The organism is Rhodococcus sp. NPDC056516, from assembly GCF_042794655.1.
Classification (GTDB): domain Bacteria; phylum Actinomycetota; class Actinomycetes; order Mycobacteriales; family Mycobacteriaceae; genus Rhodococcus_F.
The window spans coordinates 561,452-587,491 of sequence record NZ_JBHTTG010000003.1 but is presented as its reverse complement, the minus strand read 5'-3'; the positions used below and the strand labels follow the sequence as shown (position 1 = coordinate 587,491).

The 26,040-nt window shown below is 64.1% G+C and carries 25 protein-coding genes; 8 read left to right on the top strand and 17 right to left on the bottom strand.

Going from position 1 to position 26,040, the window contains the following annotated elements; all coding sequences use genetic code 11:
* Window positions 1-14: 14 nt before the first annotated feature.
* From ACFQ6Y_RS12060 to ACFQ6Y_RS12050, 3 genes are all read right to left on the bottom strand, one after another.
* Window positions 15-1,448: an amidase gene (locus ACFQ6Y_RS12060; RefSeq protein ID WP_378632393.1), complete on the bottom strand. Its 1,434-nt coding sequence runs from the start codon at window positions 1,446-1,448 to the stop codon at window positions 15-17.
* 160 nt (window positions 1,449-1,608) lie between these two features.
* The gene (glyA, locus tag ACFQ6Y_RS12055) at window positions 1,609-2,916 is read right to left on the bottom strand and encodes a serine hydroxymethyltransferase (RefSeq protein WP_378632390.1); all 1,308 of its coding nucleotides are present in this window, start codon (window positions 2,914-2,916) and stop codon (window positions 1,609-1,611) included.
* A 76-nt stretch (window positions 2,917-2,992) separates the two neighbouring features.
* The gene (locus tag ACFQ6Y_RS12050) at window positions 2,993-4,189 is read right to left on the bottom strand and encodes a DUF885 domain-containing protein (protein ID WP_378632387.1); all 1,197 of its coding nucleotides are present in this window, start codon (window positions 4,187-4,189) and stop codon (window positions 2,993-2,995) included.
* Window positions 4,190-4,361: 172 nt separating this feature from the next.
* Between ACFQ6Y_RS12050 and coaA the strand changes: the two genes are divergently transcribed.
* Entirely contained in the window at window positions 4,362-5,294 is a 933-nt protein-coding gene (coaA, locus tag ACFQ6Y_RS12045) for a type I pantothenate kinase (RefSeq protein ID WP_378539526.1), read from the top strand.
* 6 nt (window positions 5,295-5,300) lie between these two features.
* On the opposite strand, the gene ACFQ6Y_RS12040 is transcribed toward coaA, so the two are convergent.
* Window positions 5,301-6,068, bottom strand: coding sequence for an isoprenyl transferase (locus ACFQ6Y_RS12040; RefSeq protein ID WP_378632385.1), 768 nt, complete (start codon window positions 6,066-6,068; stop codon window positions 5,301-5,303).
* Between the two features lie 172 nt (window positions 6,069-6,240).
* Here ACFQ6Y_RS12040 and ACFQ6Y_RS12035 point away from each other — a divergent pair, with 172 nt between their 5' ends.
* Entirely contained in the window at window positions 6,241-6,909 is a 669-nt protein-coding gene (locus ACFQ6Y_RS12035; protein ID WP_230814192.1) for a hemolysin III family protein, read from the top strand.
* Here ACFQ6Y_RS12035 and ACFQ6Y_RS12030 read toward each other — a convergent pair.
* Genes ACFQ6Y_RS12030 through mca form a run of 3 tightly spaced genes read right to left on the bottom strand, consistent with a single transcriptional unit; the run spans window position 6,876 to window position 10,112 of the window.
* On the bottom strand, window positions 6,876-8,903 hold the full coding sequence (locus ACFQ6Y_RS12030; RefSeq protein ID WP_378632376.1) for a thioredoxin domain-containing protein: 2,028 nt from the start codon (window positions 8,901-8,903) through the stop codon (window positions 6,876-6,878). The two genes, ACFQ6Y_RS12035 and ACFQ6Y_RS12030, sit on opposite strands and share 34 nt — an antisense overlap.
* A 19-nt stretch (window positions 8,904-8,922) precedes the next feature.
* Window positions 8,923-9,237 (bottom strand): hypothetical protein, encoded by a 315-nt coding sequence (locus ACFQ6Y_RS12025; protein WP_007726381.1) that lies wholly within the window; start codon window positions 9,235-9,237, stop codon window positions 8,923-8,925.
* A complete protein-coding gene (gene mca / locus ACFQ6Y_RS12020; protein WP_378450041.1) occupies window positions 9,234-10,112 on the bottom strand; it encodes a mycothiol conjugate amidase Mca in 879 nt (292 codons plus the stop codon). The genes ACFQ6Y_RS12025 and mca overlap by 4 nt, the downstream gene beginning before the upstream one ends.
* A 255-nt stretch (window positions 10,113-10,367) precedes the next feature.
* Here mca and ACFQ6Y_RS12015 point away from each other — a divergent pair, with 255 nt between their 5' ends.
* Together ACFQ6Y_RS12015 and greA are read left to right on the top strand one after the other, a co-directional pair.
* Entirely contained in the window at window positions 10,368-10,793 is a 426-nt protein-coding gene (locus ACFQ6Y_RS12015; RefSeq protein WP_230814194.1) for a DUF4307 domain-containing protein, read from the top strand.
* Between the two features lie 226 nt (window positions 10,794-11,019).
* Window positions 11,020-11,514, top strand: a complete 495-nt coding sequence (gene greA, locus ACFQ6Y_RS12010; RefSeq protein ID WP_007726385.1) for a transcription elongation factor GreA — start codon at window positions 11,020-11,022, stop codon at window positions 11,512-11,514.
* A 103-nt stretch (window positions 11,515-11,617) separates the two neighbouring features.
* On the opposite strand, the gene ACFQ6Y_RS12005 is transcribed toward greA, so the two are convergent.
* Complete coding sequence (locus tag ACFQ6Y_RS12005; RefSeq protein WP_378632374.1) at window positions 11,618-12,718, bottom strand: NlpC/P60 family protein; 1,101 nt, start codon at window positions 12,716-12,718, stop codon at window positions 11,618-11,620.
* Window positions 12,719-12,923: 205 nt separating this feature from the next.
* Here ACFQ6Y_RS12005 and ACFQ6Y_RS12000 point away from each other — a divergent pair, with 205 nt between their 5' ends.
* Together ACFQ6Y_RS12000 and ACFQ6Y_RS11995 are read left to right on the top strand one after the other, a co-directional pair.
* Window positions 12,924-13,169, top strand: a complete 246-nt coding sequence (locus tag ACFQ6Y_RS12000) for a hypothetical protein (RefSeq protein ID WP_153211881.1) — start codon at window positions 12,924-12,926, stop codon at window positions 13,167-13,169.
* Entirely contained in the window at window positions 13,166-13,960 is a 795-nt protein-coding gene (locus tag ACFQ6Y_RS11995) for an FAD:protein FMN transferase (protein WP_378550321.1), read from the top strand. The genes ACFQ6Y_RS12000 and ACFQ6Y_RS11995 overlap by 4 nt, the downstream gene beginning before the upstream one ends.
* A gap of 6 nt (window positions 13,961-13,966) precedes the next feature.
* Here ACFQ6Y_RS11995 and ilvA read toward each other — a convergent pair whose 3' ends face one another.
* From ilvA to ACFQ6Y_RS11980, 3 genes are all read right to left on the bottom strand, one after another.
* A complete protein-coding gene (ilvA, locus tag ACFQ6Y_RS11990; protein ID WP_223257899.1) occupies window positions 13,967-15,130 on the bottom strand; it encodes a threonine ammonia-lyase in 1,164 nt (387 codons plus the stop codon).
* Between the two features lie 135 nt (window positions 15,131-15,265).
* Complete coding sequence (locus tag ACFQ6Y_RS11985; protein WP_378539521.1) at window positions 15,266-16,438, bottom strand: cystathionine gamma-synthase; 1,173 nt, start codon at window positions 16,436-16,438, stop codon at window positions 15,266-15,268.
* Window positions 16,439-16,482: 44 nt separating this feature from the next.
* On the bottom strand, window positions 16,483-17,868 hold the full coding sequence (locus ACFQ6Y_RS11980; RefSeq protein ID WP_003943292.1) for a cystathionine beta-synthase: 1,386 nt from the start codon (window positions 17,866-17,868) through the stop codon (window positions 16,483-16,485).
* 80 nt (window positions 17,869-17,948) lie between these two features.
* Here ACFQ6Y_RS11980 and ACFQ6Y_RS11975 point away from each other — a divergent pair, with 80 nt between their 5' ends.
* Window positions 17,949-18,911, top strand: a complete 963-nt coding sequence (locus ACFQ6Y_RS11975) for an SGNH/GDSL hydrolase family protein (protein ID WP_378450101.1) — start codon at window positions 17,949-17,951, stop codon at window positions 18,909-18,911.
* 121 nt (window positions 18,912-19,032) lie between these two features.
* Window positions 19,033-20,250, top strand: coding sequence for an acetyl-CoA C-acetyltransferase (locus ACFQ6Y_RS11970; protein WP_019744600.1), 1,218 nt, complete (start codon window positions 19,033-19,035; stop codon window positions 20,248-20,250).
* A gap of 66 nt (window positions 20,251-20,316) precedes the next feature.
* On the opposite strand, the gene ACFQ6Y_RS11965 is transcribed toward ACFQ6Y_RS11970, so the two are convergent.
* The 6 genes from ACFQ6Y_RS11965 to ACFQ6Y_RS11940 form a co-directional block, all read right to left on the bottom strand.
* On the bottom strand, window positions 20,317-21,072 hold the full coding sequence (locus ACFQ6Y_RS11965) for an enoyl-CoA hydratase/isomerase family protein (RefSeq protein ID WP_378632371.1): 756 nt from the start codon (window positions 21,070-21,072) through the stop codon (window positions 20,317-20,319).
* Between the two features lie 120 nt (window positions 21,073-21,192).
* A complete protein-coding gene (locus ACFQ6Y_RS11960) occupies window positions 21,193-22,044 on the bottom strand; it encodes a Bax inhibitor-1/YccA family protein (RefSeq protein WP_007728810.1) in 852 nt (283 codons plus the stop codon).
* Window positions 22,045-22,238: 194 nt separating this feature from the next.
* Window positions 22,239-23,375 carry a class I SAM-dependent methyltransferase gene (locus ACFQ6Y_RS11955; RefSeq protein ID WP_378632368.1) on the bottom strand — a complete coding sequence of 379 codons (1,137 nt, stop codon included), beginning with the start codon at window positions 23,373-23,375 and terminating at the stop codon, window positions 22,239-22,241.
* 107 nt (window positions 23,376-23,482) lie between these two features.
* Entirely contained in the window at window positions 23,483-24,169 is a 687-nt protein-coding gene (locus ACFQ6Y_RS11950; protein WP_378632365.1) for a nitroreductase, read from the bottom strand.
* A 68-nt stretch (window positions 24,170-24,237) separates the two neighbouring features.
* A complete protein-coding gene (locus ACFQ6Y_RS11945; RefSeq protein WP_378632362.1) occupies window positions 24,238-25,143 on the bottom strand; it encodes a TIGR03619 family F420-dependent LLM class oxidoreductase in 906 nt (301 codons plus the stop codon).
* Between the two features lie 3 nt (window positions 25,144-25,146).
* Window positions 25,147-25,998 carry an SDR family NAD(P)-dependent oxidoreductase gene (locus ACFQ6Y_RS11940; RefSeq protein ID WP_378539514.1) on the bottom strand — a complete coding sequence of 284 codons (852 nt, stop codon included), beginning with the start codon at window positions 25,996-25,998 and terminating at the stop codon, window positions 25,147-25,149.
* Between the last annotated feature and the right edge of the window lie 42 nt (window positions 25,999-26,040).

Here is a 26,040-nt window from a genome sequence, read left to right as displayed (position 1 = left end):
GTCAATTGTGTGAGCTAGGCCACCACCAGCGAATCGGCAGGCTTCTTGTCGGCCCACGGACGAGCTGCCTCGAAGTTCGCAGCCGTCCGCAGGACCAGTGCGTCCTGACGGTGGCGTGCGGCGATCTGCAGCCCCACAGGTCGGCCGTCGGCGGTGAATCCGGCGGGCACGGTGATCGCCGGGTTGTTGAGCATGTTGTACGGGTAGGTGAAGAGCCAATCGAGCAACTGCTCACGCAGCGACGCTCCCTCGAGCCACGACGGTGCGAACTGGCTGAGCGGGAACGTGGCCGACGCCAAGGTCGGCGAAACCAGTACGTCGTAGTCGTTCATGAACGTGGTCCACGTGTCCCACATGACGCCGCGGAAGGCGTCGGCCCGCCCGATGTCGACACCGGTGAGCCGCTCAGCCTCGTGCATGATCTCGATGAGGTTGTCATCGACCTCGCCGCGCTGGTTCTCCCAGTCGAGCAAGTCGTACTCCGAAGCGAAACCCGGAACCCAGATACCGTTCCACATCGATTCCGACGGATTTCCCCACTCCGGGGTCGCCTCGGTGATGTGGGCACCCAGTTCCTCGAATGCCGACAACGCGTCGAGGCACACGGCCAGTACTTCCGGATCAACATGGCCGAGACCGAGATTCGTCGACCACGCAACACGAAGTCCCTTCACGTCACCCTTCGCCGCTTCGACGTACGAGGTCTCGGCACGCTCGATCGAGAGCGGATCCGCATTGTGCGGCCCGGCCATGATGTCGAGCATGAGCGCGTTGTCGGCAACCGTCCTGGTGATCGGACCGTGGTACGCCCAGTTGTAGAACCGGCCGGCCAGGATGGTCTGCGGGATGACACCGGTGGTCGGCTTGAGCCCGACAACCCCGCAGAGAGCCGAGGGGATTCGCACCGATCCGGCGCCGTCACTGCCCTCGGCGAGTGGCCCGAGGCCGGCAGCCACAGCAGCCGACGCACCGCCACTGGACCCGCCCGCACTGTTGCCGACCTTCCACGGGTTGTGTGTCGGCCCGTACAGGTGGTTGTCCGTGCCACCGTAGTAACCGCTTTCGGGAGTGTTCGTCTTTCCCAGGAACAGTCCGCCCGCGCCGCGCAGCCTGTCCACCACGACGGCATTTCCCGTCGCGATGTTGTCGGCCATCGGCTTCATCCCGAACGTGGTCGGCAGCCCGTCCACTGCCGTCAGATCTTTGATCGTGAACGGCACGCCGTGCAGCGGGCCGAGCTTCTCGCCCGATTCCTGCTGCCGTGAGAGTTCGGCCGCGTCGCGCGTGACCTGCTCGCGATCGAACTGCACTATCGCGTTGATCGACGGGTTGACGGCGTCGACGCGCTGGATCATCGCTTCGGCAATCTCGTTGGGCGAGAGACTGTTCGACGCGACCTCCGCCGCCATCTCGGTAGCGGAGAGCCAATGCAGATTCTGTTCGGTCATGGGATTTCCTTCGCCTGAGGGGTGATGCTCTCAGGCTAGGAAGCGCCGAACTCCGCCACCATCGGTCATGTGACCGATGCCACAAGTCCATGAACCGCAAATCCATGAACACCGACGGCCCGGCCCCTCGAAAGGGACCGGGCCGTCGGTGAAGAAATTCCTAGACGTTCTTGCTGAGCAGGCCCCAGTTCTCGAGACCGTCGTACAGCGGAAGGTCGAGGGCGAGCTTTGCGACGCGCGCACGCAGCGCCGGCAGATCCGCGTTGCCGGCCAGAGCGGTACCGATGATGTCGGCGACCTCGGTGAACTCGGCATCGCCGAATCCGCGGGTGGCCAACGCTGCGGTACCGATACGCAGACCGGAGGTGGTCATCGGCGGGCGGGGATCGAACGGAACAGCGTTGCGGTTGACCGTGATGCCGATTTCGTGCAGAAGATCCTCACCCTGCTGGCCGTCGAGCTGCGAGTTACGCAGGTCCACGAGAACGAGGTGGACGTCGGTGCCACCGGTCAGGACGCTGATGCCCTGATCTGCGACATCCTTGTTCCCCAGACGCTCGGCCAGGATACGCGCACCGGAAAGCGTGCGTGCCTGACGATCCCTGAACTCTTCTCCCGCAGCGATCTTGAAGGTGACTGCCTTGGCCGCGATGGCATGCATGAGCGGTCCGCCCTGCTGACCGGGGAAGACAGCGGAGTTGAGCTTCTTCGCCCACTCCTTCTTCGCCAGGATCAGACCGGAACGCGGTCCACCGAGGGTCTTGTGGACGGTCGAGGAGACGACGTCCGCGTACGGGACGGGCGACGGGTGCAGGCTTGCCGCAACCAATCCGGCGAAGTGAGCCATGTCGACCCACAGGTACGCCCCGACCTCGTCCGCGATCGCACGGAAGGCCGCGAAGTCCTGCTGACGCGGGTACGCGGACCAGCCGGCGACAATGACCTTCGGCTTCTCGGCGAGGGCGATCGAGCGCACCTCGTCCATGTCGATGCGGTGATCTTCCTTGCTGACGCCGTAGGACGCGACGTCGTACAACTTGCCGGAGAAGTTGAGCTTCATGCCATGCGTGAGGTGACCGCCGTGTGCAAGGTCGAGGCCGAGCAGCTTCTCACCCGGGTTCATCAGTGCCATCAGGACAGCAGCATTGGCCTGTGCGCCCGAGTGCGGCTGAACGTTCGCGAACTCCGCACCGAAGAGTTCCTTCGCACGGTTGCGCGCCAGATCCTCGATGACGTCGACGTGCTCGCAACCGCCGTAGTAACGACGTCCCGGGTAGCCCTCGGCGTACTTGTTGGTCAGGACGCTGCCCTGAGCCTGCAGAACCGAGCGGGGAACGAAGTTCTCCGACGCGATCATCTCGAGCGTGTCGCGCTGACGAGCCAATTCACCAGCCATCGCCTCGGCGACTTCGGGGTCGAGTTCGGCGAGTGATGCAGAGTTGACGTCGGAGCCGGGCACAGCGGTCATCGAAGAATCTCCAAGCTGGATGCGGAAACGAATGCGTCCAGTCTACGAAGTTCGCTCCCGCCGTCTCCACCCGGCACTAGGCAGCACGCAGAGAGCTGGGAACCAGCGGCTCGTCGAGCAGCCTGCGGAAGCGTTCGGTGCGCTCTGCGCCTACCGGCACCTCGTCCAGCCAGCCCCCGAGCAACCGGTATCCCTCGACATACGTGCTGGTGTAGGCCCGCCACAGCGGTGAGGACAGGAACTTGAGCGACTGCCGCGCGCGTTCCGGCGTCGACAGCGACCACCGTTCGAGGAAGAGCGCCACGTCGTCGAGGCTGCGGCCCTCGTCGTGCAACATCAGTGCAGCATCCTGACGAACGCTCAGCAGTTGCCCCGACGCGGTGGAGAGCCGTTGCGCCTTCTCCCCGTCGAAAGACAATCCGAGATCGGCGTAGATCTCCTGCGCCCACAAACCCCAGTCCGGGCCGACTATCGCTTCGAGCGCCAGATCCGCGAGGCCTTCGGCCATGATGCACTGCGGCGTGTTGACCAGGAACAGCGTCTGCTCGAGTTGGCCGGTCCCGACCAGGCCGGCTTCCTTGCGGCAATGCTCGGTGTGATGGCCGGGGTAGGACTCGTGCGCGATCAGCCGCGGCAAGTTGGCCATGAACTGCGGCAGGTCCGAGTTGATCGCAACCTTGGAGCGGTAGTCACCGAGGTAGTAGTTGAAGCCGGACCACGGCTTGTCCCCCACCACTTCGTATTCGACGGTTTCCGACGCGGGAAGCCCGAACGTGCCGCGGACCAGATCGCGCAGCGCACTCGACATTGCCTCGACGCACTCGTTCAGTCTTGCTGCGGGGATCTCGTCGGCCTTGCGATGCGCCTGCACCCGCTGCGCCAACGGTCCCGGACCGGGGAGAACGTCACCCATCAACCGGTGAGCGTCGCTGTAGGCGTCCTCGTTTCCCTTGGCGATTCGTACGTCGAAGTACGCCTCCACCTCGTCCACGAAGCCGATGTCCTCACCCGCGAACTTGCGCCCGGAGCATTCGAGGGCGCGCAAGTGAACGTCGATGAAGTGAGCGCGCTCGGCGTTCAGACCACTTCCGGCCAGTTCGCCCCGCAATTGACGTGCCGTGCGGGCAAGTTCGCGCGGATCGGGCTTCGGGGCGCTCTCGACCTGCTTCCGCAACGCCGGGTCACCGGTGAACGCATCGACGAATCCGTCTTCGAGACGGTCGAAACCCAGTCCGAGCAGCAGATATTGGCGAACAAGTGTGTCTGGATCCATAACGACCGAGCCTAGCCGCTCGCTCCGGAATGCCACCCGGCGAAAGTCCCGGACGTGGCACCGAGCACAATCCGACTATGCACTCGGATCGTGCGCACTCGCGCCTGGCTTGCTCGCATAGCTGTTTCGTCCGCCGGGCTCCGGGTTCACTACGCGCCGGTGAGCTGGGCTGATGGCGCGTACCAACGAGTCGAGTCCCTACGTCGAGTTCGACCGCAAGCAGTGGCGGACACTGCGTAAGTCGACGCCGCTGGTGTTGACCGAGGACGAGTTGTACGGCCTGCGCGGTCTCGGCGAGCAGATCGATCTCGAAGAGGTCGCCGAGGTCTATCTCCCCCTCGCACGTCTGATCCACCTGCAGGTGGCGGCGCGCCAACGACTGTTCGCGGCCACCGCCACGTTCCTCGGTGAGAAGCATCCCGATCGCCAGGTGCCCTTCGTCATCGGTGTCGCCGGTTCGGTTGCGGTCGGAAAATCCACGACAGCTCGTGTGCTGCAAGCTCTCCTGGCCCGCTGGGATCACCACCCACGCGTCGACCTCGTCACCACGGACGGATTCCTGTATCCGACCAAGGAACTCCAGCGTCGAGGCATCATGCACCGCAAGGGTTTTCCCGAAAGCTACGATCGTCGCAAGCTGTTGCGCTTCGTCACGGAAGTCAAGTCCGGCGCGGAAGAAGTAGCGGCGCCGGTGTATTCGCACACGTCGTACGACATCATCCCGGGCCAGTACCATCTGATCCGCCAGCCGGACATCCTCATCATCGAGGGCCTCAACGTCCTGCAGACCGGCCCACGTCTGATGGTCTCCGATCTGTTCGACTTCTCGATCTACGTCGACGCCCGCATCGAGGACATCGAAGCCTGGTACATCGAGCGGTTCCTCGCACTACGCAAGACGTCGTTCGCCGATCCGAACGCTCACTTTCACCACTACTCCGGCCTCTCCGACCGTGACGCGACCATCGCGGCGAAGGAGATCTGGAACTCGATCAATCACCCGAACCTGGTGGAGAACATTCTCCCCACCCGCCCTCGCGCAACCCTGGTGCTGCGCAAGGACGCCGATCACACGATCAACCGGCTCCGACTGCGCAAGCTCTGAGACGACTCAGGCGCCGAACCGGCGGTGGCGCGCCGCGTAGTCACGCAGGGCCCGCAGAAAGTCGACTCGGCGGAACTCGGGCCAGTACGCCTCGGTGAACCAGATCTCCGAATAGGCGCTCTGCCACAACAGGAATCCGGAGAGCCGCTGCTCGCCGGAGGTGCGGATCACCAGATCCGGATCGGGCTGCCCCGACGTGTAGAGGTGGCTGTCGATGCCGTCGACCGTGACGGCCTGGATCAGTTCGTCTCCGCTCAGACCTTCACCGATCTTGTCGCGTAGGAGCGATTGGACGGCGTCGGCGATCTCCTGCCGCCCGCCGTATCCGATCGCGACGTTGACATGCGTTCCGGTTCGGCCACTTGTTCCGGCGGCAGCTTCCCGCAATCGCCTGGACTGCTCGGGGGGCAGAAGATCGAGGGCACCGACGATCTGCACGCTCCAGTTCTTGCCGGGCCCGGAGATCTCTTCGACGACGTCGGTGATGATCTCGAGGAGTGTGTCCAACTCTTCCGGTTCGCGGCGCAGGTTCTCGGTCGAGAGCAGATAGATGGTTGCCATCTCGATTCCGGCGGCGTCGCACCATTCCAACAATTCGGCGATCTTGAGCGCGCCCATGCGGTGCCCGTGACTGACATCGGTGAAGCCGTTCTCGCGAGCCCATCGCCGGTTTCCGTCACACATAACGGCTACGTGCCGGGGGTGTGCGAGACCGTCGAGATGACTGAGGAGCCGTCGCTCGTAGATGCTGTACAGCAGTCCGCGCAGATTCACCGTGACATCACCATGGTGTCAAAGACTACGCCCGGCAGTGACAGCCACATGCGAGCGCCGTCACGCTTTTTGTCCGCGTCGAAAACCCGCAGGTAGGTTATGCTACTGGTGCGTAACCTACGGTACCGTAGGTTACGCGGTTCGCAACAACACGGAACGAGAGGGGTTGCACATGACGGCATTCGGGCTCGACGAGCTTCCGGTCAAACCACGCATGCGCGGTTGGATCCACCTGTGGGCGCTCGGTGTCTCCGTCGTGGCGGGCATCGTTCTCGTGTCCGTGGCCGGCGCTCAGGTAGGCGCCAAGGCGGCCTGGGCAACCGCGATCTACAGCATCACGATCTGCGGCCTCTTCGGCATCAGCGCGACGTATCACCGCATCCAGTGGCAGACGGTCAAGGGCCGTACGTGGATGAAGCGTGCGGACCATTCGATGATCTTTCTCTTCATCGCCGGCAGCTACACACCGTTCGCCATGCTCGGCCTCCCCACTGACACCGGCAAGATCATTCTTGCGATCGTGTGGGCCGGCGCGCTCGCCGGCGTAGCACTCAAGATGCTCTGGCCCACCGCCCCGAAATGGGTGGGAGTCCCGCTCTACCTGCTCCTCGGCTGGGCGATCGTCCCAGTGGTCGGCGAACTGACACACCAGGTCGGCGTCGCCCCGATGGTGCTGCTGCTCGTCGGCGGAATCTTCTACAGCGTCGGCGCAATTCTTTACGCGACGAAATGGCCCAACCCGTGGCCCACGACGTTCGGTCACCACGAGTTCTTCCATGCCGCGACGGTCGTCGCGGCGATCTGCCACTACATCGCGGTATGGCTCGTCGTGTTCAACTGACTCGCCAGTTCCACCACCGTCGTCACCGGCCGATCGCACACGAATCCCCGGCAGATGTACGCGGCTTCACCACCGTCGACAAGGGGTCGATCTGCAAGCAGCGGTGAAGAATCCGGCGCTCCGCCCACCACCACTGCACCACCCGGGGCAAGCCGGCGGGCACTGGCCAACAGCGAACCTTCACCGACGACGGCCACCTGTATCGGACCACGCAACGACGCTTCCGCCACCGCGAGCCAGTGTCCCGCCGACCGCGGCGCACGCTCGAGCGCCAGCGTGGCCCTCGCCATCGCGTCCGCCGCAGCCTGGGCGTAACGAGAGGAGCGCTCGGCGTCGGTCAACGCCGCTGCGGTCAACAGTGCCTCGGCGATGCTCGACGCACCGGAAGGCGTCGCGCCGTCCAACGGGTCTCGGGGCCGGGTGACGAGAGACTCCGCGAAATCGGCTGTGTCGAACCAGCTTCCCGGCTCGGCCGGATCGGCGAAATGATCGAGAGTGACGTCGAGCAGTTGCTGCGCCGCATCAAGCCATCGCGCAGATCCCGTTGCCTGGCAGAGCGCCAGGAGGCCCGTCGCAAGCGTTGCGTAATCCTCGAGCACTGCCGTCGGGGTGCCGACGGTCCCGCCGAGGGAAGCACGGCGCAGATGACCGTCTACCAGGTGAAGGTCGAGAAGAGCGCCGGCGCACTCGGCTGCCGCGTCGATCCAACCGGGCCGGTCCAGGGCAAGGCCCGCTTCCGTCAAAGCCGTGATGGTCAGCCCGTTCCAGGCAGTCACCACTTTGTCGTCGCGGCCAGGCTGTGGACGCTGAGCCCGGACAGCACGGAGAGCGTCGGAGACCTTCTGCCAGCGCGACCAGTCGTCGGGGTCATGGAGCAACTGCAATACCGACGCACCCTCTTCGAAGGTTCCGGTATCGGTGACCCGGAACAACTCCGACGCCCACTGCCCGTCGTCCTCGCCGAGAATCTCGACCAGTTGCGCCGGCGTCCATACGTACGTGAGGCCTTCGACGCCGTCGGTGTCGGCATCGAGAGCCGAAGCGAAGCAACCGTTCTCGGTCACCAGATCGGCGAGCAGGAACCCTGCGGTCTCCACGGCGACGCGGGTGGCCAGGTCCGATCCGGTTCGCCGCGCCCAATGCGCGTAGAACCGCAGGAGCAGCGCATTGTCGTAGAGCATCTTCTCGAAGTGCGGAACCACCCACTCGGCATCGACCGAGTACCGCGAGAAACCGCCACCCAACTGGTCGTAGATGCCGCCACGTGCCATTGCTTCGGCGGTGCGCTCGATGCCTCCGAGAATCTCGTTCGAACCTGTGCGCTCGAACTGTCGGAGCATTCCCTCCAGAAGTGCCGACGGCGGAAACTTCGGTGCCCCGCCGAATCCCCCGCGCGGAATGTCCTCGTCGCCGAGGATCGACAGACCCGCCGCATCCAGCAGCTCCGCATCGACGGGCGCGCCGCCGTACGGGATTCCGCCGGACGCGCGCTGAAGTTCCGTGACGATCGACTGTGCCGCGTTGTCGACCTCGTCGCGCCGATTCGTGAAGGTGTCGGCTATCGCTTCGAGAAGCTGTGTGAACGAGGGCATTCCGCCGCGAGGCGTCGGCGGGTAATACGTACCGCAGTAGAACGGTGAACCGTCGGGAGTCAGGAAACAGGTCATGGGCCAGCCGCCCTGGCCGGTCATCGCAACCGTCGCATTCATGTAGACGGCGTCGATGTCCGGGCGTTCTTCGCGGTCCACCTTCACACAGACGAAGTTCGCGTTCATGATCGCCGCGATCTCGTCGTTCTCGAACGACTCGTGCGCCATGACGTGGCACCAGTGGCACGCCGAGTACCCGATCGAGAGGAGGATCGGCACGTTGCGCTCGCGCGCCCACTCCATCGCCTCTTCGCCCCACTGTTGCCAGTGGACCGGATTGTCGGCGTGCTGACGCAGGTAAGGACTCGAGGACCCACCCAGGTTGTTCCGCATCCGTGGGTCCATCGTCGCTACCTCGTCCGTCTCAGGATTCTTGCTTCGGCTTCTTCTCGGTAGAGACGTTCGGTTCCGCCGGGCTCGGAGCTGTGATCGCTCCCCGATCGGTGCCTTCGTCCGCCTGCTGATCGAGTTCGGGATGATCCGGTTCGAAGGTTTCCGGCAGCTTCTTGAGCTGGCGATTCATCGACCGAACCAACAGGATCACACCGATGAGGAGTGCCAGAATGACCAGCAATCCGACCGGAGACGACTTTCCGAACTCCGGACCCGATGGATTACTCGGGGTCTGAGCAAGAAATTGTGTGGTGCCGAGAACTACCTCGGCGGACAGAGCATTCACTTCTGAGCGTCCTCTTCGAGACCTGCGAACAGGTCGGTTTCCGGAATGGACGTGGTGACCCGCGTCTTGGCGAGCTCGAATTCCTCGGTGGGCCAGATCTTCTGCTGAATGTCGAGCGGCACAGCGAAGAACGAACCGTTGGGATCGATCTGCGTCGCGTGCGCACGCAGAGCGTCGTCACGCTGAGGAAAGTAATCGCCGCACGTGACCTGAGTGGTCACCCGAACCATCATGTCGCCACGCTCGGTCTTCCACTTCTTGAGCCAGTCCGCCATCGGGAACGGCTCACCCCGGCGCTCGTACTCCTCCTGGAAGAGTTCGAGGCGCTTACGGATGAATCCGTGCGAGTAGTAGAGCTTCTTGATCTCCCACGGCTGACCGTCCTCGGGGAAGTACTCGGGATCGGCGGCGGCTTCGTACGCAGCCATCGACACCTCGTGGCACCGGATGTGGTCCGGATGTGGGTATCCGCCGTTCTCGTCGTACGTCGTGACGACGTGGGGACGGAATTCGCGAATCACCTTGACCAGAGCGCGCGTGGACTCTTCGAGCGGAACGAGGGCGAAGCACCCTTCGGGCAGCGGCGGAAGAGGGTCACCCTCGGGGAGCCCGGAATCGACGAAACCGAGCCAGCGCTGCTTCACGCCCAGGATGCGAGCGGCCTCGGCCATCTCCTCCTGGCGGACTTCGCTGATTCGATCGCGGACGCCGGGAACGTCCATGGCCGGGTTGAGAATGTCGCCACGCTCACCCCCGGTGAGCGTCAGGACCATCACTTCGTGGCCTTCGGCTGCATAACGGGCGGTGGTGGCCGCACCCTTGCTCGACTCGTCGTCGGGATGGGCATGGACGGCCATGAGCCGGAATCCGCTCACGTGTTCGTTCACCTCAACTTCACCTATTGCCGTCGCCGGCAGTCTTCGACCAACACGCTTTGTACCGCTCGAATTGCTCCGAGCCTTTGCCGTCAAACGTACCGACTGCCGTCAAACCTACCGACGGCGCGACGGGACACGTCCTCTATAGTTCCACCCGAGAGTTCCTGGCGCAGCCGTGACCCCTTCAGTAGTTCGGTGGGGCGCAGTCAGTTGCTGCACGACACGTGAACTCGAGTCTTCGAGAGCAGAGTGATGAGCAAACCGCTTCCCCAAGATCGGTACCCGAGCACTACTCGCACGGGCAGTCCCCGCAAGTGGATGGTGTGGGCTCTGACCGCTCTCGTCATCGTCGTCGGCGGCGGAATCGCGTACTACGCGTACGGAAAATTCGCAGTCAAGGAAATCGAGACCGAGACCATCTCGTTCGACATCGCCAACGACGCCACGGTGAAGATCCGCTTCACCGTCACCCGTGACGATTCGTCACGTGAAGCGATGTGCATCGTGCGCGCCCGCTCGAAGGACGGCTCCGAAACCGGTCGACGCGAGGTCTACGTCCCGCCTTCGGAACATCAGACCCTCGAGTTCAACACCGAGGTCAAGACGTCCCAGCCGCCCGGCATGGCCGACGTCTACGGCTGCAGCTTCGACGTTCCGGAGTACCTGACCAAGAGCTGACCTCGGACGCACCCACCCTGCCGGACGTTTGGCGCCGGACAGGGCGGGTAGTCATGCGTGATAGAATTGCCCGATACACGGTTCCGGGTGGAACCGTGTATTGCTGCATTGACGCAAGGTTTGACGGCAAGGCTGCACCCCTGGTGGTGCTTCTGCGTCGTTGTTCGCTGCTGTTGCAGCGATCGTCGAGGGAGCCCCCGGCTCCGACTACTAGGGAGTGATCGAGATGACCGAGACCCAGGTGACCTGGCTTACCCAGGAATCACATGACAGGCTCAAGAACGAACTCGACCAGCTCATCGCCAATCGCCCTGTCATCGCCGCCGAGATCAACGAGCGTCGCGAAGAGGGCGACCTGAAAGAGAACGGCGGCTACCACGCTGCCCGCGAAGAGCAGGGTCAGCAGGAAGCCCGCATTCGCCAGCTCCAGGAGCTGCTGAACAGCGCCAAGGTCGGCGAAGCCCCCACGCAGTCCGGTGTTGCACTGCCCGGATCCGTAGTCAAGGTCTACTACGACGGCGACGAGAGTGACACCGAGACGTTCCTCATCGCTACCCGCGAAGAAGGCGCACGTGACGCCAAGCTCGAGGTTTACTCCCCGAACTCACCGCTGGGCGGCGCATTGCTCGAAGCCAAGGTCGGCGACACGCGTGAGTACAACCTGCCCAACGGCAGCACCATGAAGGTCACGCTGCTGAGCGCGGAGCCTTACCACAGCTGATCGCCTTCACCAGCCCTGAAGAAGTACCAGCTCTGAAAAGAAGCGCCACCCGACTCGGTCGGGTGGCGCTTCTTGCTCGATCGGCGTTGCAGTTCCGGCGCACTCACACCACGCGGCGAGCTTTCATTCCGGCGAAGATCGGGCCGACCTTCACGACGTCGCCGAACGTGGGTGCGTGAAGCATCTGACCGTTGCCGACGTAGATCGCCACGTGGCCGGGTCCGCCTGCCTGCCAATTGCCGAACAACAGGTCACCGGGCTGCGCCTGGTCGAGCGGGATCTCGACGCCGACGCCCCACTGCGTCTCGGAGGTCCGCGGCAGCGTCACGCCAGTTGCCGCGTGGATCGCGTACGACGTCAAGCCCGAGCAGTCGAACCCGCCCATCGACGGCCCGTTGACGTTTCCGCCGCCCCACACGTAGGGCAATCCGAGAAACTTCAGACCGGCCTCGACGACGCCGCCCACCGCAGCGGCGAGGTTGTTGTAGTCGAAGGGTGCGAGCATGAGGGCGAACGAGTCCTGCAACGATTTGATCTGGGCGACAAACGGAGCGGCGGCCGCCTGCTCGGCGGGAACGTCACCTGACTTGTCTGCCGGAACGCCGCCCGCTTCACGAACGGCGTCGGGCCCGACGTCGTATGCCGCGAGGGCGAGGTCGACGGTATCGCCCTCGACTTCACCGGACTTCTGCCAGGACTGCGCCTGCTTCACGAGATCGCACAACCGGTAGCCGGTTGTCATCACCGGATCGGCGACGCCCAGAATGTCCATCTTCCCGTCGCCGTCACCGTCTTTGCCGTAGGCAGTCCACGCCGCGGTGGTGAAGCGGCCAGGCCCGCGTCCGCCCTCAGGTGAGATGTCGGTGTCGGGTCCGTACTTGAATCCGTTCTCGACCGAGTACAGCGAGGCGATCACCGCGGGCGTGACCTCCGAGCAGAGAGCACCCGCCTTCTTGATCCACGGCGCGAACACTGCCACCGCTCCCACGGGCGCCAACGTCGCTCCCGGAAAGTTGGAAGGCACGGAAGGCACGATTCCCTCAGGTGTGTCCTGTGTTCGCGCCGGCCCGTTCCAGGCTGCAAGTGAGACTGCAGCATTCGAAGACTCGTTCTTCTCGACTTGAGCGGGCGCGCCGAGAGTTCCACTCATCACGCCCAGTGCGGTGCCGATCGACACAGCGATCGCCAGAACACCGACTGCCATCCGAACCTCCGATAAACCTCTGAAAACCCATGTACGTGGTCGTACCCGAAACTTGTCGGTGCGAACATCTACTCTTTCGAACATGCATTCGACACGGCTAAGTCTCGCGACTCCTGTAACCAATGTCTCATTTATCTCGGTGGGCGTTACGCAAATGACTACAGACGCCAAGGCTTTTCTCAGGTTCGGCGTGCAAGCTGAGTGCATGAGCGACGATCGGCCACGACCCGCCCGGGGACGCACTACGGTGTATCGACCCGTTCGCCTCGCCCTCGCAGCCACGGCTGTGGCGGGAGCACTCGCAAGCGGCGGACTTTCTCTCGTTTCTTCTCCTACGGCCACGGCGCTCGCGCCGGACACCTCGGCTTCTCACACCAAGAATCCCGTAGCGAAGCGGCCCGTCGTGGTCGCCGGATTCGGAACCCCGGACGCCGTCTCCAACGGTTCGTGAGCACTCCGCGCTCGGCGTCCGAGTGGCTCACCTGGGGTGTGCAGGCTCGGGTCGTCGTCACCGACCCTGAAGTCCTACCCTCCGCGGCCAGCCTGGTTCGCGGGTACCTCACCGCTGCCGACGCCGCCACCAATCGAGATCGTGCCGACTCCGAGATTCGGACCTACGTCAGCGCCGCAAGCAACGTCGAAGGCGTCGCCGTCACACCCATGTTCGCGCACTTTCTCGAGGACGCGTTGGCTGTCGCACGATTGACCGACGGGAAACTCACGCCTACAGCCGGCTCGGCAGACCCTCACTCCTGGTGGAAGATTCGCGTCGAGAACAACCGTGTGTACAGCCCGGACGACGTCGTTCTCGATCTGTCCGCGACTGCCCGCGCCAGTTCGGCGGACCACTGCGCGGCCTCCACTGCCACGCTTCTCGGGTGCGGAGTGCTGGTCGGCCTCGGCGGCGACATCGCCGTTGCCGGCGCGGCGCCGGAAGACGGCTGGCAGATTCAGGTTCAAGACCTACCGGGGGATCCGACGTGCCAGGTAGCTCTCCCGTCCGACTGCGGCATCGCCACGGCCAGCACCGTCAAACCATTGCATCGCGAATCGACGGCGACGCCGATGTGGCGGACGGTGTCAGTGATTGCATCTTCGTGCGCCCAGGCCGCCGCACTGAGTCGTGTTGCGGTCGGCATGGGCGGTTCGGCCATCGACTGGCTACATCAACTCGACGTACCCGCCAGGCTGGTCGACCAGGAGTTCCGCGTGACGGTTCTGGGCGGCTGGCCTGACGAGTAACACGCGTCAGTTCTGCAGGCGTACTGCGTAGCCGGCGCGGTCGAAGGCCGTCAGAAGTTCCGCCTTGTTGTCCGGACCACGCGTCTCGACGGTGAGGAAGACCTCCACTTCGTCGAGTGCAAGTTCGCCACCGGTACGGGAGTGGATGACGTCGACCACGCTGGCACCATTTGCCCGAACCACTTCGAGCAGCGAGACCAGCGCACCCGGCCGATCGTCGATGGTGATGTGAACGCCGAGGAACCGTCCGGCTGCCCGCAGTCCGTGTGAGATGACGTGCGTGAGTAGCAGCGGATCGATGTTGCCGCCGGACAGCACAGCGCATACCGGCCCGGTCAGGCCCAATTCCTCCGGCGAGCATGTCATCAACGCCGCAACGGCCGCGACGCCTGCCGGTTCGACAATCAATTTGGCGCGTTCGAGGCACAGCAGCAGCGCTTTGGACAGCGCTTCCTCGCTGACCGTGACCACCGCGTCAACGTGTGCGGCAACCTCGGCGAACGGAACTTCGCCAGGGCAGCCCACGGCGATGCCGTCCGCCATCGTCGACATCGACGCCAAGGCCGTCGGCTTCCCGGCCGCCAACGACGCCGGCCAGGCGGCCGCAGTTTCGGCCTGCACTCCGACGATGCGCACCTGCGGGCGTACAGCTTTGACTGCTGCAGCCACTCCGGCGATCAATCCACCGCCGCCAGTGGGAACGAGGATCGTGCCTACCTCGGGGAGTTGCTCGAGGATTTCCAGGCCCACCGTGCCCTGGCCCGCCACGACGTCTTCGTGGTCGAACGGGTGGACCAGGACCGCTCCGGTTCTATCCGCGAATTCGCGAGCGGCGACGAGCGCTTCGTCGACAGTCGAACCGTGCAGGTGGACCTGGGCCCCATATGCCTTGGTGGCCACCAACTTCGGCAGCGGCGCACCCGTCGGCATGAAGACGGTCGACTTGATTCCCAATTCTGTTGCAGACCAGGCAACTCCCTGCGCATGGTTACCGGCACTGGCCGCCACCACGCCCGCTGCCCGTTCCTCTGCGGAAAGATTGGCAATGCGGTTGTACGCACCGCGCGGTTTGAAAGAGCCGGTGCGCTGCAGGTTTTCACATTTCAAGCTCACGGCGAAGCCGGTGGTTTCGGACAACACTCGCGAGGCCACGACCGGGGTGCGTCGCATGACCGGGGCGAGCAGTTGCTGTGCAGCCTTTATCTGTTCGAGATTCACGCATGCCTCCAGAAAGTGCGCCTCCACACCCTCTTGAGGTGTGAAGGCGCACTGCAGATTCGAAGTCGAATTACCGTAGAGCGACGATCAGGACAGCGCTTGCTCGATGTCGCCGACCAGATCGGAGGCGTCTTCGATGCCGACCGACAGGCGAACCAGATCGTCGGGAACCTCGAGAGCGGAACCGGCCGTCGAGGCGTGGGTCATCGCGCCGGGGAACTCGATGAGGGATTCGACTCCGCCGAGAGATTCTGCCAGCGTGAAGATCTCGGTGCGTGAGCACAGGTCGAGAGCTGCCGCCTTGCCACCCTTGAGACGCACGGAGATCATGCCGCCGAAGCGTCGCATCTGCTTGGCCGCGACCTTGTGCGACGGGTGCGAAGCCAGGCCGGGGTAAATGACGCTGGCGACAGCGGGGTGACCGTCGAGCAATTCGACGATCTTCTCCGCATTGTCGCTGTGACGCTCCATGCGCAGCGCCAGAGTCTTGATTCCGCGCAACGTCAAGAACGCGTCGAACGGGCCGGGAACGCCGCCCGATCCGTTCTGCAGGAACGCGAAGGCCGCGTCCAGTTCTTCGTCGTTGCAGACGAGAGCGCCACCGACCACGTCGGAGTGTCCACCGATGTACTTGGTCGTGGAGTGCAGCGCGATGTCGGCGCCGAGCTGCAACGGCTGCTGCAGGTACGGCGAGGCGAAGGTGTTGTCCACCACGATCTTTGCGTTGCCTTCGTGGGCGACCTCGGTGAGGAGCTCGATGTCACCGATGTTGAGCAGCGGGTTCGTGGGGGTCTCGACCCAGACCAGCTTGGTGTTGGACTTCATCGCCGCGCGCACCGCATCGACGTCGGACACCGGAGCCGGGGTGTACTCGATCCCCCACTGCGTGAAGACCTTGTCGATGAGACGGAAGGTTCCGCCGTACGCGTCGTCGGGAATGACCAGGTGATCGCCGGGTCGAAGTACCGAACGGAGCAGGCAGTCGGTGGCCGCCATTCCCGAACTGAACGCTCGACCGTAGGTTCCGGATTCGAGCGCGGCGAGGTTCGCCTCGAGTGGGCGACGGGTGGGGTTACCCGTTCGCGCGTACTCGAAGCCACTGCGCATTCCACCGACGCCGTCTTGGGCGAAGGTGGAACTCGCGTAGATCGGCACGTTGACCGCACCGGTCAGCGGATCGGGTTCGTAACCCGCATGCACCGCTTTCGTGGAGAAACCCTGCCAGCTGATGTTGTCGGCCTTGCTGCGTTGCTCACTCATGGTCCCCAGCCTAATGGCGCCGGTGCCGGCGCAGGAATCCGAACTCAGGAATCCGAACTCAGGAAACCCAGGAGATCGTGGCGCGTGATGACACCGACCGGCTTGCCGTCGTCGACCACCATGAGTGCGTCGGTGTCACCGAGCGCCTTCGTGGCCGCCGAGACCGGCTCGCCGGAACCGATGAGCGGGAACGGCTTGCTCATGTGCTTCTCGACGGAATCCGCAAGGTGCGCACGGCCTTCGAACACCGCGCTCAGCAGATCTCGCTCGGACACACTTCCGGCGACCTCGCCTGCCATGACCGGCGGTTCCGCACCGACGACGGGCATCTGGGACACGCCGTACTCGCGCAGGATCTCGATCGCGTCGCGCAGGGTCTCCGACGGGTGGGTGTGAACGAGATCGGGCAGCTCGCCCGACTTGCCGCGCAGGACGTCGCCGACGGTGGGGACGTTGGTCTTGCCGTCGAGTGGGGTGCGCAGGAATCCGTACGACGCCATCCACTGATCGTTGAAGATCTTGGACAGGTAGCCGCGGCCACCGTCCGGGAGGAGGACGACGATCAGGGCGTCGGGGCCCTCGCGCTTGGCTACTTCGAGGGCAGCGACGACGGCCATACCGCAGGAACCGCCGACCAGCAGTCCCTCTTCACGGGCGAGGCGACGCGTCATCTCGAAGGAATCGGCGTCCGAGACGGCGATGATCTCGTCCGGGATGGACGGGTCGTATGCCGACGGCCAGAAGTCTTCGCCGACGCCTTCGACCAGGTACGGGCGACCGGTGCCGCCGGAGTAGACGGAGCCTTCGGGGTCTGCGCCGATGACCTTGACCTTGCCGCCCGAAACTTCCTTGAGGTAGCGGCCGGTGCCGGTGATGGTGCCGCCGGTGCCGACGCCCGCGACGAAGTGCGTGATCTTGCCGTCGGTGTCGGCCCAGATCTCGGGACCGGTGGTCTCGTAGTGGCTCTCCGGTCCGCCCGGGTTGGAGTACTGGTTGGGCTTCCAGGCGCCGGGGATCTCACGGGTGAGGCGGTCGGAGACGCTGTAGTAGCTGTTCGGGTTGTCCGGTGCGACGGCCGTGGGGCACACGACCACCTCGGCGCCGTAGGCACGCAGGACGTTGCGCTTGTCTTCGCTGACCTTGTCGGGGCAGACGAAAACGCACTTGTATCCACGCTTTTGCGCCACGAGTGCCAAGCCGATTCCGGTGTTGCCCGAAGTCGGCTCGACGATGGTGCCGCCGGGCTTCAGTTCACCCGAAGCCTCGGCTGCGTCGATCATCTTGACGGCGATGCGGTCCTTGGAGCTACCGCCAGGGTTGAGGTATTCGACCTTGGCTGCCACCGTGCCGAAGTTTTCGCCCGTGACGGACGTGAGCTTGACGAGTGGGGTGTTGCCGATGAGGTCGACGACGTGTTCCGCGATGCGCATTCGTCCATGTTCCCAGATAGAAGAAAACGGTGCGCGCGGACGTCGGGCGAAGGCGGTGCAATCCGGCTAGATTGGCAAGTGTGAGTCGAACCGGACTGAAAGCGTCGGTGGCCACGGTGGTGGCCGGATCGAGTGCAGGCACGCTCTCCTGGTTGGGCTACAACTATCTGATGTCGCAGGCAGGTGCGGCGCGTGGGGTGATCGGTCGCAATATCGCCAAGCCACCCGAGGCGGACGGGGTGTACGCACCCGGCGCCGACAACCCGGAACTCTGGTGGCGGGCCGTGCCCTTCGATCTCCACTTGATGATCTTCGGCGATTCGTCTGCGGCCGGCGTCGGCGCTCTGACGGCGTCGGAAGTTCCGGGTGTGCAGGTCGCGAAGCAGCTCGCGAGTGAAACCGGGAAACGAATCCGCTTGAGCACCAAGGCTATCGGCGGCGCCACCTCACGCGGGTTGAGTGGGCAGGTCGACGCCATGTTCGTCGCCGGCCCTCCCCCGGATGCTGCCGTGATCCTGATCGGCGCCAACGACGTCACGGCCAAGAACGCAATTCATGCTTCGGCAAAACGCCTCGGCGACGCGGTACGACGGCTCCGCGAGAGCGGCGCCGTCGTTGTTGTCGGCACCTGCCCGGATCTGGGGGTGGTCACGGCAATCCCGCAACCGCTGCGCTCCGTGGTGCGTGAATGGGGCCATCGCCTCGCACTCGCCCAGGCGGCCGCGACCAGAAACGCGGGGGGTCATCCCGTTCCACTAGCTGACCTGCTGGCCAAGGAATTCCTGGCCTCGCCCGACACGATGTTCTCGGCCGACCGTTTCCACCCGTCCGCGGCCGGATACGAACTCGCGGCGAAGCAGATCGTCCCGGTTCTCGCGTCGGCTCTGGGCGAGTGGCAGGGTGGCCCGCTACCTGAACTCCCCCACGTCTCGGAGGCGGCGCAAGCTCGCACCGTCGCGGCCCGACTGACGGCGGCGGCAACCCAATGGAAAGCCTTCGCACGACGCACCAAACCTGCAGGTCAGCGCCACGACGTCAACTGAGTGAGACTGCGTGACCACCATCTGGGAGTGGCAACGTAAATTGTAAGTCGAAGCTGCATTCAACTTGCCCTGCTCGACGGCGTTTCAAGCCGCCCCCGAGCAGTACACAAAAGGAGTTTTCATGCCCGAGGCAGTAATCGTCTCAGCAGTACGGTCGCCCATCGGCCGCGCAATGAAGGGTTCGCTCAAGGACATCCGCCCGGATGACCTCGCAACTCAGATGGTTGCCGCCGCGTTGGCAAAGATCCCCGAGCTCGACCCCACCGAGATCGACGACCTCATGCTCGGTTGCGGCCAGCCCGCCGGTCAGTCGGGCTTCAACATCGCCCGCGTCGTCGCCGTCCAGCTCGGCTACGACTTCCTCCCCGGTGTCACGGTCAACCGTTACTGTTCTTCCTCGCTGCAGACCACCCGCATGGCTCTGCACGCCATCCGCGCAGGCGAGGGCGACGTCTTCATCTCCGCCGGCGTCGAGTCCGTCTCCAGCTTCATCACGGGCAACGCCGACGGCCTCCCCAACACCAAGAACCCGCTCTTCGACGCAGCGCAGGCCCGTAGCGCCAAGCTCGCCGAAGGTGGAGTCGCCTGGACCGATCCTCGCGAAGAGGGCCTGATCCCCGACGTGTACCTGGGCATGGGCCAGACCGCGGAGAACGTCGCTTCCGCCACCGGCATCACCCGCGAAGACCAGGACCGCTGGGCAGTTCGCAGCCAGAACCGCGCCGAGGAAGCCATCGCTCGCGGCTTCTTCGAGCGTGAGATCACCCCCGTCACCCTCGCCGACGGCACCGTCGTCTCCAAGGACGACGGCCCCCGCGCCGGCACCACCTACGAAGGCATCAGCGGCCTCAAGCCCGTCTTCCGCCCCGACGGCACCGTCACAGCGGGCAACGCCTGCCCGCTCAACGACGGCGCAGCCGCACTGGTGATCATGTCCGACACCAAGGCAAAGGCACTCGGCCTGACCCCGCTCGCCCGCATCGTCTCCACCGGCGTTTCGGGCCTGTCCCCCGAGATCATGGGCCTCGGCCCGATTCAGGCCGTCAAGAACGCCCTGAAGATCGCCGGCAAGTCGATCTCCGACATCGACCTGTTCGAGATCAACGAGGCATTCGCCGTGCAGGTCCTCGGATCCGCTCGCGAACTGGGTATCGAAGAAGACAAACTCAACATCTCCGGTGGTGCGATCGCACTGGGCCACCCCTTCGGTATGACCGGTGCCCGCATCACCAACACCCTGATCAACAACCTGCAGGAGCAGGACAAGACCTTCGGCGTCGAGACCATGTGTGTCGGCGGCGGACAGGGCATGGCAATGGTGATCGAGCGCCTCAGCTGATCCCCTGAGCACGTCGAAAGCGGCCGCCCGGCTTCTGCCGGGCGGCCGCTTTCATGTTGTGGTGTTTCAGGTAGTCGTGAACTTCTGAGCAAAACTCCCCAACTCGCGAATCAGCTCTCGCGCAGCATCGTCCTCACGCTGCACGGCGGCGCGAGCCTCTTCTGCCCAACCCTCACGGAGCAGTCGTTTGGCGGCCAAGACTGCCGGACCGACGTTGGCGGCAATCTGCTCGGCACTCTCGCGGGCGCGCGCCTGAACCTCGTCGGCAGCTACGGCCGCGGTCGCCAAGCCGTAGTCAGCCGCCTCGATGCCGCTGAGCCACCGGGCCGACAGGATCAGCTCGCCGGCGCGCTGTGTTCCGATCACCTTGGGCAGCAACCAACTACTGGCAGCTTCGGGTGCCGTGCCCAGCGAGGTGAACGGTGCCCGCAAGCGTGCGTCCTCGGCAACGTAGACGACGTCGCAATAGAGCAGCATGGTCAGGCCGATGCCGACGGCGGCGCCGTGCACCGCGGCGATCAAAGGCTTCGGAAACTCCACCAGCGCAACGATCAGCGGCGCAAATGCGTGGCCGAAGTCGGTATTGTCCGTGCCGGGTTCGGCCAGTGCGCGTAGGTCGACACCACTGGAAAATGCCTTGCCCGCGCCCTCGAGGATCACCACGGCCACGGCATCGTCCGACGCCGCGTCGTCGAGCGCCTTGGTGAGCGCTCGAAAGCCGGCCGCGTTGAAAGCGTTCAGGCGGCTCGGATTGTTGAAGGTCAGCGTCCGCACTGCTCCGGCATCCGCGACCAGGACGGGTTCAGAGGTGTTTGTCGACATTCGCTCCCCTTCGTTCCAAACCAAGCAGTTGCTAGGCATCCAAGCACCGTAACCGCCCACAGACGACAAAAGAAGGGCCCCTCGCGGGGCCCTTCTTCGTGTTCCGGAACGACTCGAGAACTAGTCGTTGTTGAAGTAGCTCAGCAGACGCAGGATCTCGACGTACAGCCAGACCAAGGTGACGGTGAGGCCGAATGCGACGCCCCAGGCTGCCTTCTCCGGCGCCTGTGCACGGATCAGCTGATCAGCTGCGTCGAAGTCGAGCAGGAAGCTGAAGGCTGCGATGCCGATGCAGACGAGGCTGAAGATGATGGCGAGCGTACCGCCGTCACGCAGCCCCAGTCCGCCGTCGACGAAGAAGCTCGCGACGAGGTTACCGAGCGCCAGAACGACAACGCCGATCAATGCGCCGATGATCATTCGCGTCAGACGCGGTGTCACACGGATCGCACCGGTCTTGTAAACGACCAGCATGCCGAAGAACACGCCGAACGTTCCGAGGACTGCTTGCGCGATCAGTGCAGATCCGCCGACGCCACCGAATTGAATATCGGTGAACATGAACGACAGCGCACCGAGGAACAGACCCTCGGCGACGGCGTACGCCAACACGATTGCCGGGTTGTCCATCTTGCGGCCGAACGTCGCGACCAGAACCAGAACGAGGCCGACGAGACCGCCGCCGATGACCAGCGGGGCTGCGAGGTCGGCGTTGTTGTTGACCAGGAAGTACGACACCAATGCCGAGATGGTCAGCACACCGAGCGTGATGCCTGTCTTGGTGACGACGTCGTCGATCGTCATGGCCCGCGAGGTGGGACCGGTCTGGTACGGCTCAGCCGGAGCGTACTGCGGCTGACCGAACTGCTGGGTTGCCTGCGAGGCGCCCGCCGTCGCAGATCCGAACGAGGCGTATCCGTTGCCCTCTTGCTTGGGCAGATTGCGGAACACCGGGTTGCTGGTGGTGCGCACCGTGATCATCCCTTCATCGTGGTGGCCTACGACGGGTGCGTCGCGGGTTCGCCGGACGGATCCGAGTTTCCGACACGGTCCGTGTACCTAACTAAAAGTAAAGCACTCGTAATTTACAACGTCGAAGCATCCGTTGTAGTTCCCGGCGCGTTTCCGGAAGGTCAACACTCTTCGATACTCGTCCCTTTTCGATACTAGGACGGTTTGATCGACTTCATCACGATGAACTTCGCGTTCTTCGCCATCGCCTCACTGGGACCCACCGCGGCTTTCAACGGTTCGCGATAACCCAGATGCGCGTTGTGGACAGTCCACAGCTCCCCGCCGGGGCGCAGGACGCGACCGGCGGCTTCGAACATCTTGAGCGCTCCGCCGGTGTGAACCGCCGCGCCGACGTGGAACGGCGGGTTCAACAGAACCAGATCCGTGCTCGCGTCGGGCAGCGAGCTCATCGCGTCGTCGCGCAGACCGCTCACCCGATCGCCGACGCCGTTTGCGGACGCGGTCGCCAGTGCCGAAGCGACGGCTGCCGAGGACTGATCCGTCGCGATCACGTGCACGTCCGGGAACTTGCGTGCGATCGCCGTCGCGAGAATGCCGCTGCCACAACCCAGATCGATCACATCGCTCAACGGGTCGACCGCTATCTTGCCGAGGTTCTCCAGGAGCAACCGGGTGCCGATGTCCAGGCTCGCACCGGCAAACACTGCGCCGTGAGCAACGACGTCGAGATCGAACTCGTCGAGGCGTTCGGTCAACGGGAACGTGATCGCAACATCGGCCTTGGGTTCCGACGCCTTGAGTACGCGCGACTTCTGACGCCCACGTGAGGCGCTGACGTCGGAAAACGATTCGCCGAGAACCTTGTTCATCGCCGGGGTGATGTGCTTGTCACGCCCACCGGCGAAGACCCGTACTGCCGGGTCGGCATGGAGTGCGATCAGTTGAGCGATCTCGGCGAGTTCGGCGAGACTACGCGGCAATTGCATGAGCACGACGCGGGCGCCGCTGAGCAACTCCTCGTCCAGTCCGTGGGAGGTGAAGGCGTCACTGAAACCTAGTTCGCGCGCATTGTTCGCGAGTGCCAGTTCTCCGGTGAGCGGATCCTGATGAACCCGCACGCCGGCAATTCCGTGAACGAGCGCAACACCGGCGGTCAGCGCACCGTAGTGATCGCCGATCACGACGACGGAGTCCGCCGGCGCGGCGGCCAGAGCGTCGGCGGCCTCGTCGAGGATCAGGCGATCGGCCGCATCGACGGCAAAGAGATTGGGTGCCTCGACATCGGGGAATCGGCGCAGACGATCGAACAGTTCGGGTGTGTCGGACATGCCACCAGTCTTTCAGGTGGAACTACGCAACACTCAATCCCCGGACCAGCAGGTGATCAGTTCGACATCCCGATCAGTTCGACATCCCGATCAGTTCGACATCCCCGTCAGTTCGACATCCACTGCACGACGTTGTCGACGGTTTCGCGTTCGGTGCGGAATCCGTTCACCGGGTGGTCGGTGTCGGCGTATCCGAACGAGATAGCGCAGACGACCTTGCGGGTGTCGTCGATGCCGAAGTGTTGGTGAATGAACTTGGAACTGCCTGCGAGTGCCGCCTGCGGAATGGTGGCCACACCCAGACTCTGGGCCGCGAGCAAGAAGCTGTTCACGTACAACCCGCAGTCGACGGCTCCATAGGTGCCCAATTCCTCGTCGGTGGTGATGATCGCGACGTGGGGAGCGCCGAAGAGCTCGAAATTCTTCATCGTCTGCGCCGCGGACCCGGCGCGGTCACCGTGCTCGATTCCGACGCTCGAATAGAGCGCCATCGCGCAGTCGAACCGACGCGACTTGTAGATGCCCTGGTATTGGCGTGGGAACTCGAAGTCCGACTCCTGGGCGTTGGCGATCACGTACTCACCGAGGCCGGCGCGGAATCGTTCGGTGCCCTCCCCTTCCGTGATCGCAACCTGCCACGGTTGCGTGTTGCACCACGACGGCGTCTTCTGCGCCAGCCGAAGGATCTCCTCGATCACCTCACGCGGCACTTGGCGGTCCTGGTAGGCGCGGCAGCTGATCCGGGCATCGAGCAAGGCTTCCAGGCTCGTATCCACGACGATGCTCTCGGTCATGTGTTCTCTCCTCGATCAGGCTGCACTACAACACTTCGCACGATAGAACTACCGTCTCGACGCGATGGTCAGCGGGTCACCTTTGCGAAGGCCGCCACCAGTTCGCCGAACTCCTCCATCGCCGCATCCGGGTCGGGATCAACCGCTGCCAGCGCGACCAGCACATCGGTAGCTCCGGATTCGAGCAGCTGTTCGGCGCCGAGCATCGTTGCCAGGAGGTCGATCGAGCCGTCAGACCCGCGAACGACGGTCAATCGCCCCCGAATCTGCAGTTCCGCCGGATCGCGTCCGAGATCTGCCATTGCCTTGCCGATGACGTCGATCCCAACACGTAGGTCGTCGTCGACGGCGCCCATGATCGGAATCCATCCGTCGCCCCAGGTTGCGACGCGTCGTACGACTGCTTTGGAGAGCGAACCCGACACCCAGATCGGGATTCCTGCGGACGGCCGGGGCGCGCAGTACACGTCGTCGAATTTCAGTCGAGGAGTGTCGATGCTCGCGGGCGCCGAACTCCACAGGGCCCGGCACGCCGCGAGAGCGTCGTCGAGCAGAGGTCCTCGTTTGCCGAAGTCCATACCGGCAGCTTCGTATTCGCGTTCCTGCCAACCGGTTCCGACGCCCAGGTCGAGGCGGCCGCCGGAGAGCAGGTCGAGTGTCGCGGCAGTTTTAGCCAGTACCGCTCCCCCGCGCAGTGCGGCGATGACGATTCCGGTACCCAGACGAATCGTTTGTGTCTGTCCGGCAACAAAAGCCAGCACGGTCAGCGGTTCGAGCCAGTTGGCGTCAGGCTCGGTGGGAAACGCCGACCACGTGTACGCCGAGTTGTCCGAGCCCATCACCACGTGATCGGTCACGAGGACCCGGTCGAAGCCGGCGGCTTCCGCGCTCTGACAGACCTGGACAAGTTTGCCGTAGGAGCCCTCCGCGAGAGTGGTGCCGAAATTGGGAACGTTCAGACTGAAAGTTGTCATGTGTCAAGCCTTTCGGGGCCGGTTGGTCCAGCCGCCCTCTTCTGTGGGGAACCAACCACCGGCAGCGTGCGAGCCGCCGTCGACGTGGATGACAGTTCCGGTGATGTATCTCGACAGGTCGGAAGCCAGGAACAGTGCGGGACCGGCAATGTCGACCGGCTGGCCTGGTCCACCCAACGGCGCCCACCCCGGCCACTTGTCCCAGTCGTCCGCAGAAACGATCTTGCGATACGGCACCTGTACCGACTCGATCAGATCCGGCGCAATGGCGTTGACGCGCACTCCGGTTCGACCGATCTCGACGCCCAGGCTCCGAGTGAACTGCGTCAGCGCCGCTTTGTATGCCGAGTACATGGTGTGGCCGGGGATCGCTCGATGCGCCTCCACCGTCGTCAGGTTCACGATCGATCCACCGGTTCCGCGGTCGATCATGCCGGGAAGCAGGGCATGGGTCAGGCGCACGACGTGATCGAAATTGATGTTGCCCGCCTCGGACCAGAAACCCGGATCGGTTCCGGTGAACGCTGTCGGCGGATTCAGGAAATGCCCCACATTGTTCACCAGGACATCTGGCGCGAATTCGGTCAACGCGACGGGGACTTCCCGCGCCCGCACGTCGTACTCGAGATGGTTGATCGAACCACCTGCAGCGGAGTCGAATTCGCTCTCGTTCAGCGGAGCCACGTCGACAACCAGAACTGACGCGCCATGCGATGCGAATGACCGAGCTATCGCTGCTCCGATTCCCTGGGAGCCACCTGTGACCACTGCCTTCTTACCCACCAACATCGGCCCTGGGGAGTACGCCGATCCGACCTCCACGAAGACACCCTTCTGCAGTTCGATGTGAATCACTTCGGCGTACCGTCACACATCGATTCGCAAAACGGGCACTAC

Coding starts and splice junctions, on each gene's coding strand:
- ACFQ6Y_RS12030 (WP_378632376.1), bottom strand. CDS start 8,903: ATGGACCCACGGATGCGGAACAACCTGGGTGGGTCCTCGAGTCCTTAC.
- ACFQ6Y_RS11970 (WP_019744600.1), top strand. CDS start 19,033: ATGCCCGAGGCAGTAATCGTCTCAGCAGTACGGTCGCCCATCGGCCGC.
- ACFQ6Y_RS11985 (WP_378539521.1), bottom strand. CDS start 16,438: ATGAGTGAGCAACGCAGCAAGGCCGACAACATCAGCTGGCAGGGTTTC.
- ACFQ6Y_RS12000 (WP_153211881.1), top strand. CDS start 12,924: ATGAGCGACGATCGGCCACGACCCGCCCGGGGACGCACTACGGTGTAT.
- ACFQ6Y_RS12015 (WP_230814194.1), top strand. CDS start 10,368: ATGAGCAAACCGCTTCCCCAAGATCGGTACCCGAGCACTACTCGCACG.
- ACFQ6Y_RS12060 (WP_378632393.1), bottom strand. CDS start 1,448: ATGACCGAACAGAATCTGCATTGGCTCTCCGCTACCGAGATGGCGGCG.
- ACFQ6Y_RS11950 (WP_378632365.1), bottom strand. CDS start 24,169: ATGACCGAGAGCATCGTCGTGGATACGAGCCTGGAAGCCTTGCTCGAT.
- glyA (WP_378632390.1), bottom strand. CDS start 2,916: ATGACCGCTGTGCCCGGCTCCGACGTCAACTCTGCATCACTCGCCGAA.
- ACFQ6Y_RS12050 (WP_378632387.1), bottom strand. CDS start 4,189: ATGGATCCAGACACACTTGTTCGCCAATATCTGCTGCTCGGACTGGGT.
- ACFQ6Y_RS11980 (WP_003943292.1), bottom strand. CDS start 17,868: ATGCGCATCGCGGAACACGTCGTCGACCTCATCGGCAACACCCCACTC.
- greA (WP_007726385.1), top strand. CDS start 11,020: ATGACCGAGACCCAGGTGACCTGGCTTACCCAGGAATCACATGACAGG.
- ilvA (WP_223257899.1), bottom strand. CDS start 15,130: ATGCGACGCACCCCGGTCGTGGCCTCGCGAGTGTTGTCCGAAACCACC.
- ACFQ6Y_RS11945 (WP_378632362.1), bottom strand. CDS start 25,143: ATGACAACTTTCAGTCTGAACGTTCCCAATTTCGGCACCACTCTCGCG.
- ACFQ6Y_RS11965 (WP_378632371.1), bottom strand. CDS start 21,072: ATGTCGACAAACACCTCTGAACCCGTCCTGGTCGCGGATGCCGGAGCA.
- ACFQ6Y_RS11955 (WP_378632368.1), bottom strand. CDS start 23,375: ATGTCCGACACACCCGAACTGTTCGATCGTCTGCGCCGATTCCCCGAT.
- ACFQ6Y_RS12005 (WP_378632374.1), bottom strand. CDS start 12,718: ATGGCAGTCGGTGTTCTGGCGATCGCTGTGTCGATCGGCACCGCACTG.
- ACFQ6Y_RS12035 (WP_230814192.1), top strand. CDS start 6,241: ATGACGGCATTCGGGCTCGACGAGCTTCCGGTCAAACCACGCATGCGC.
- coaA (WP_378539526.1), top strand. CDS start 4,362: ATGGCGCGTACCAACGAGTCGAGTCCCTACGTCGAGTTCGACCGCAAG.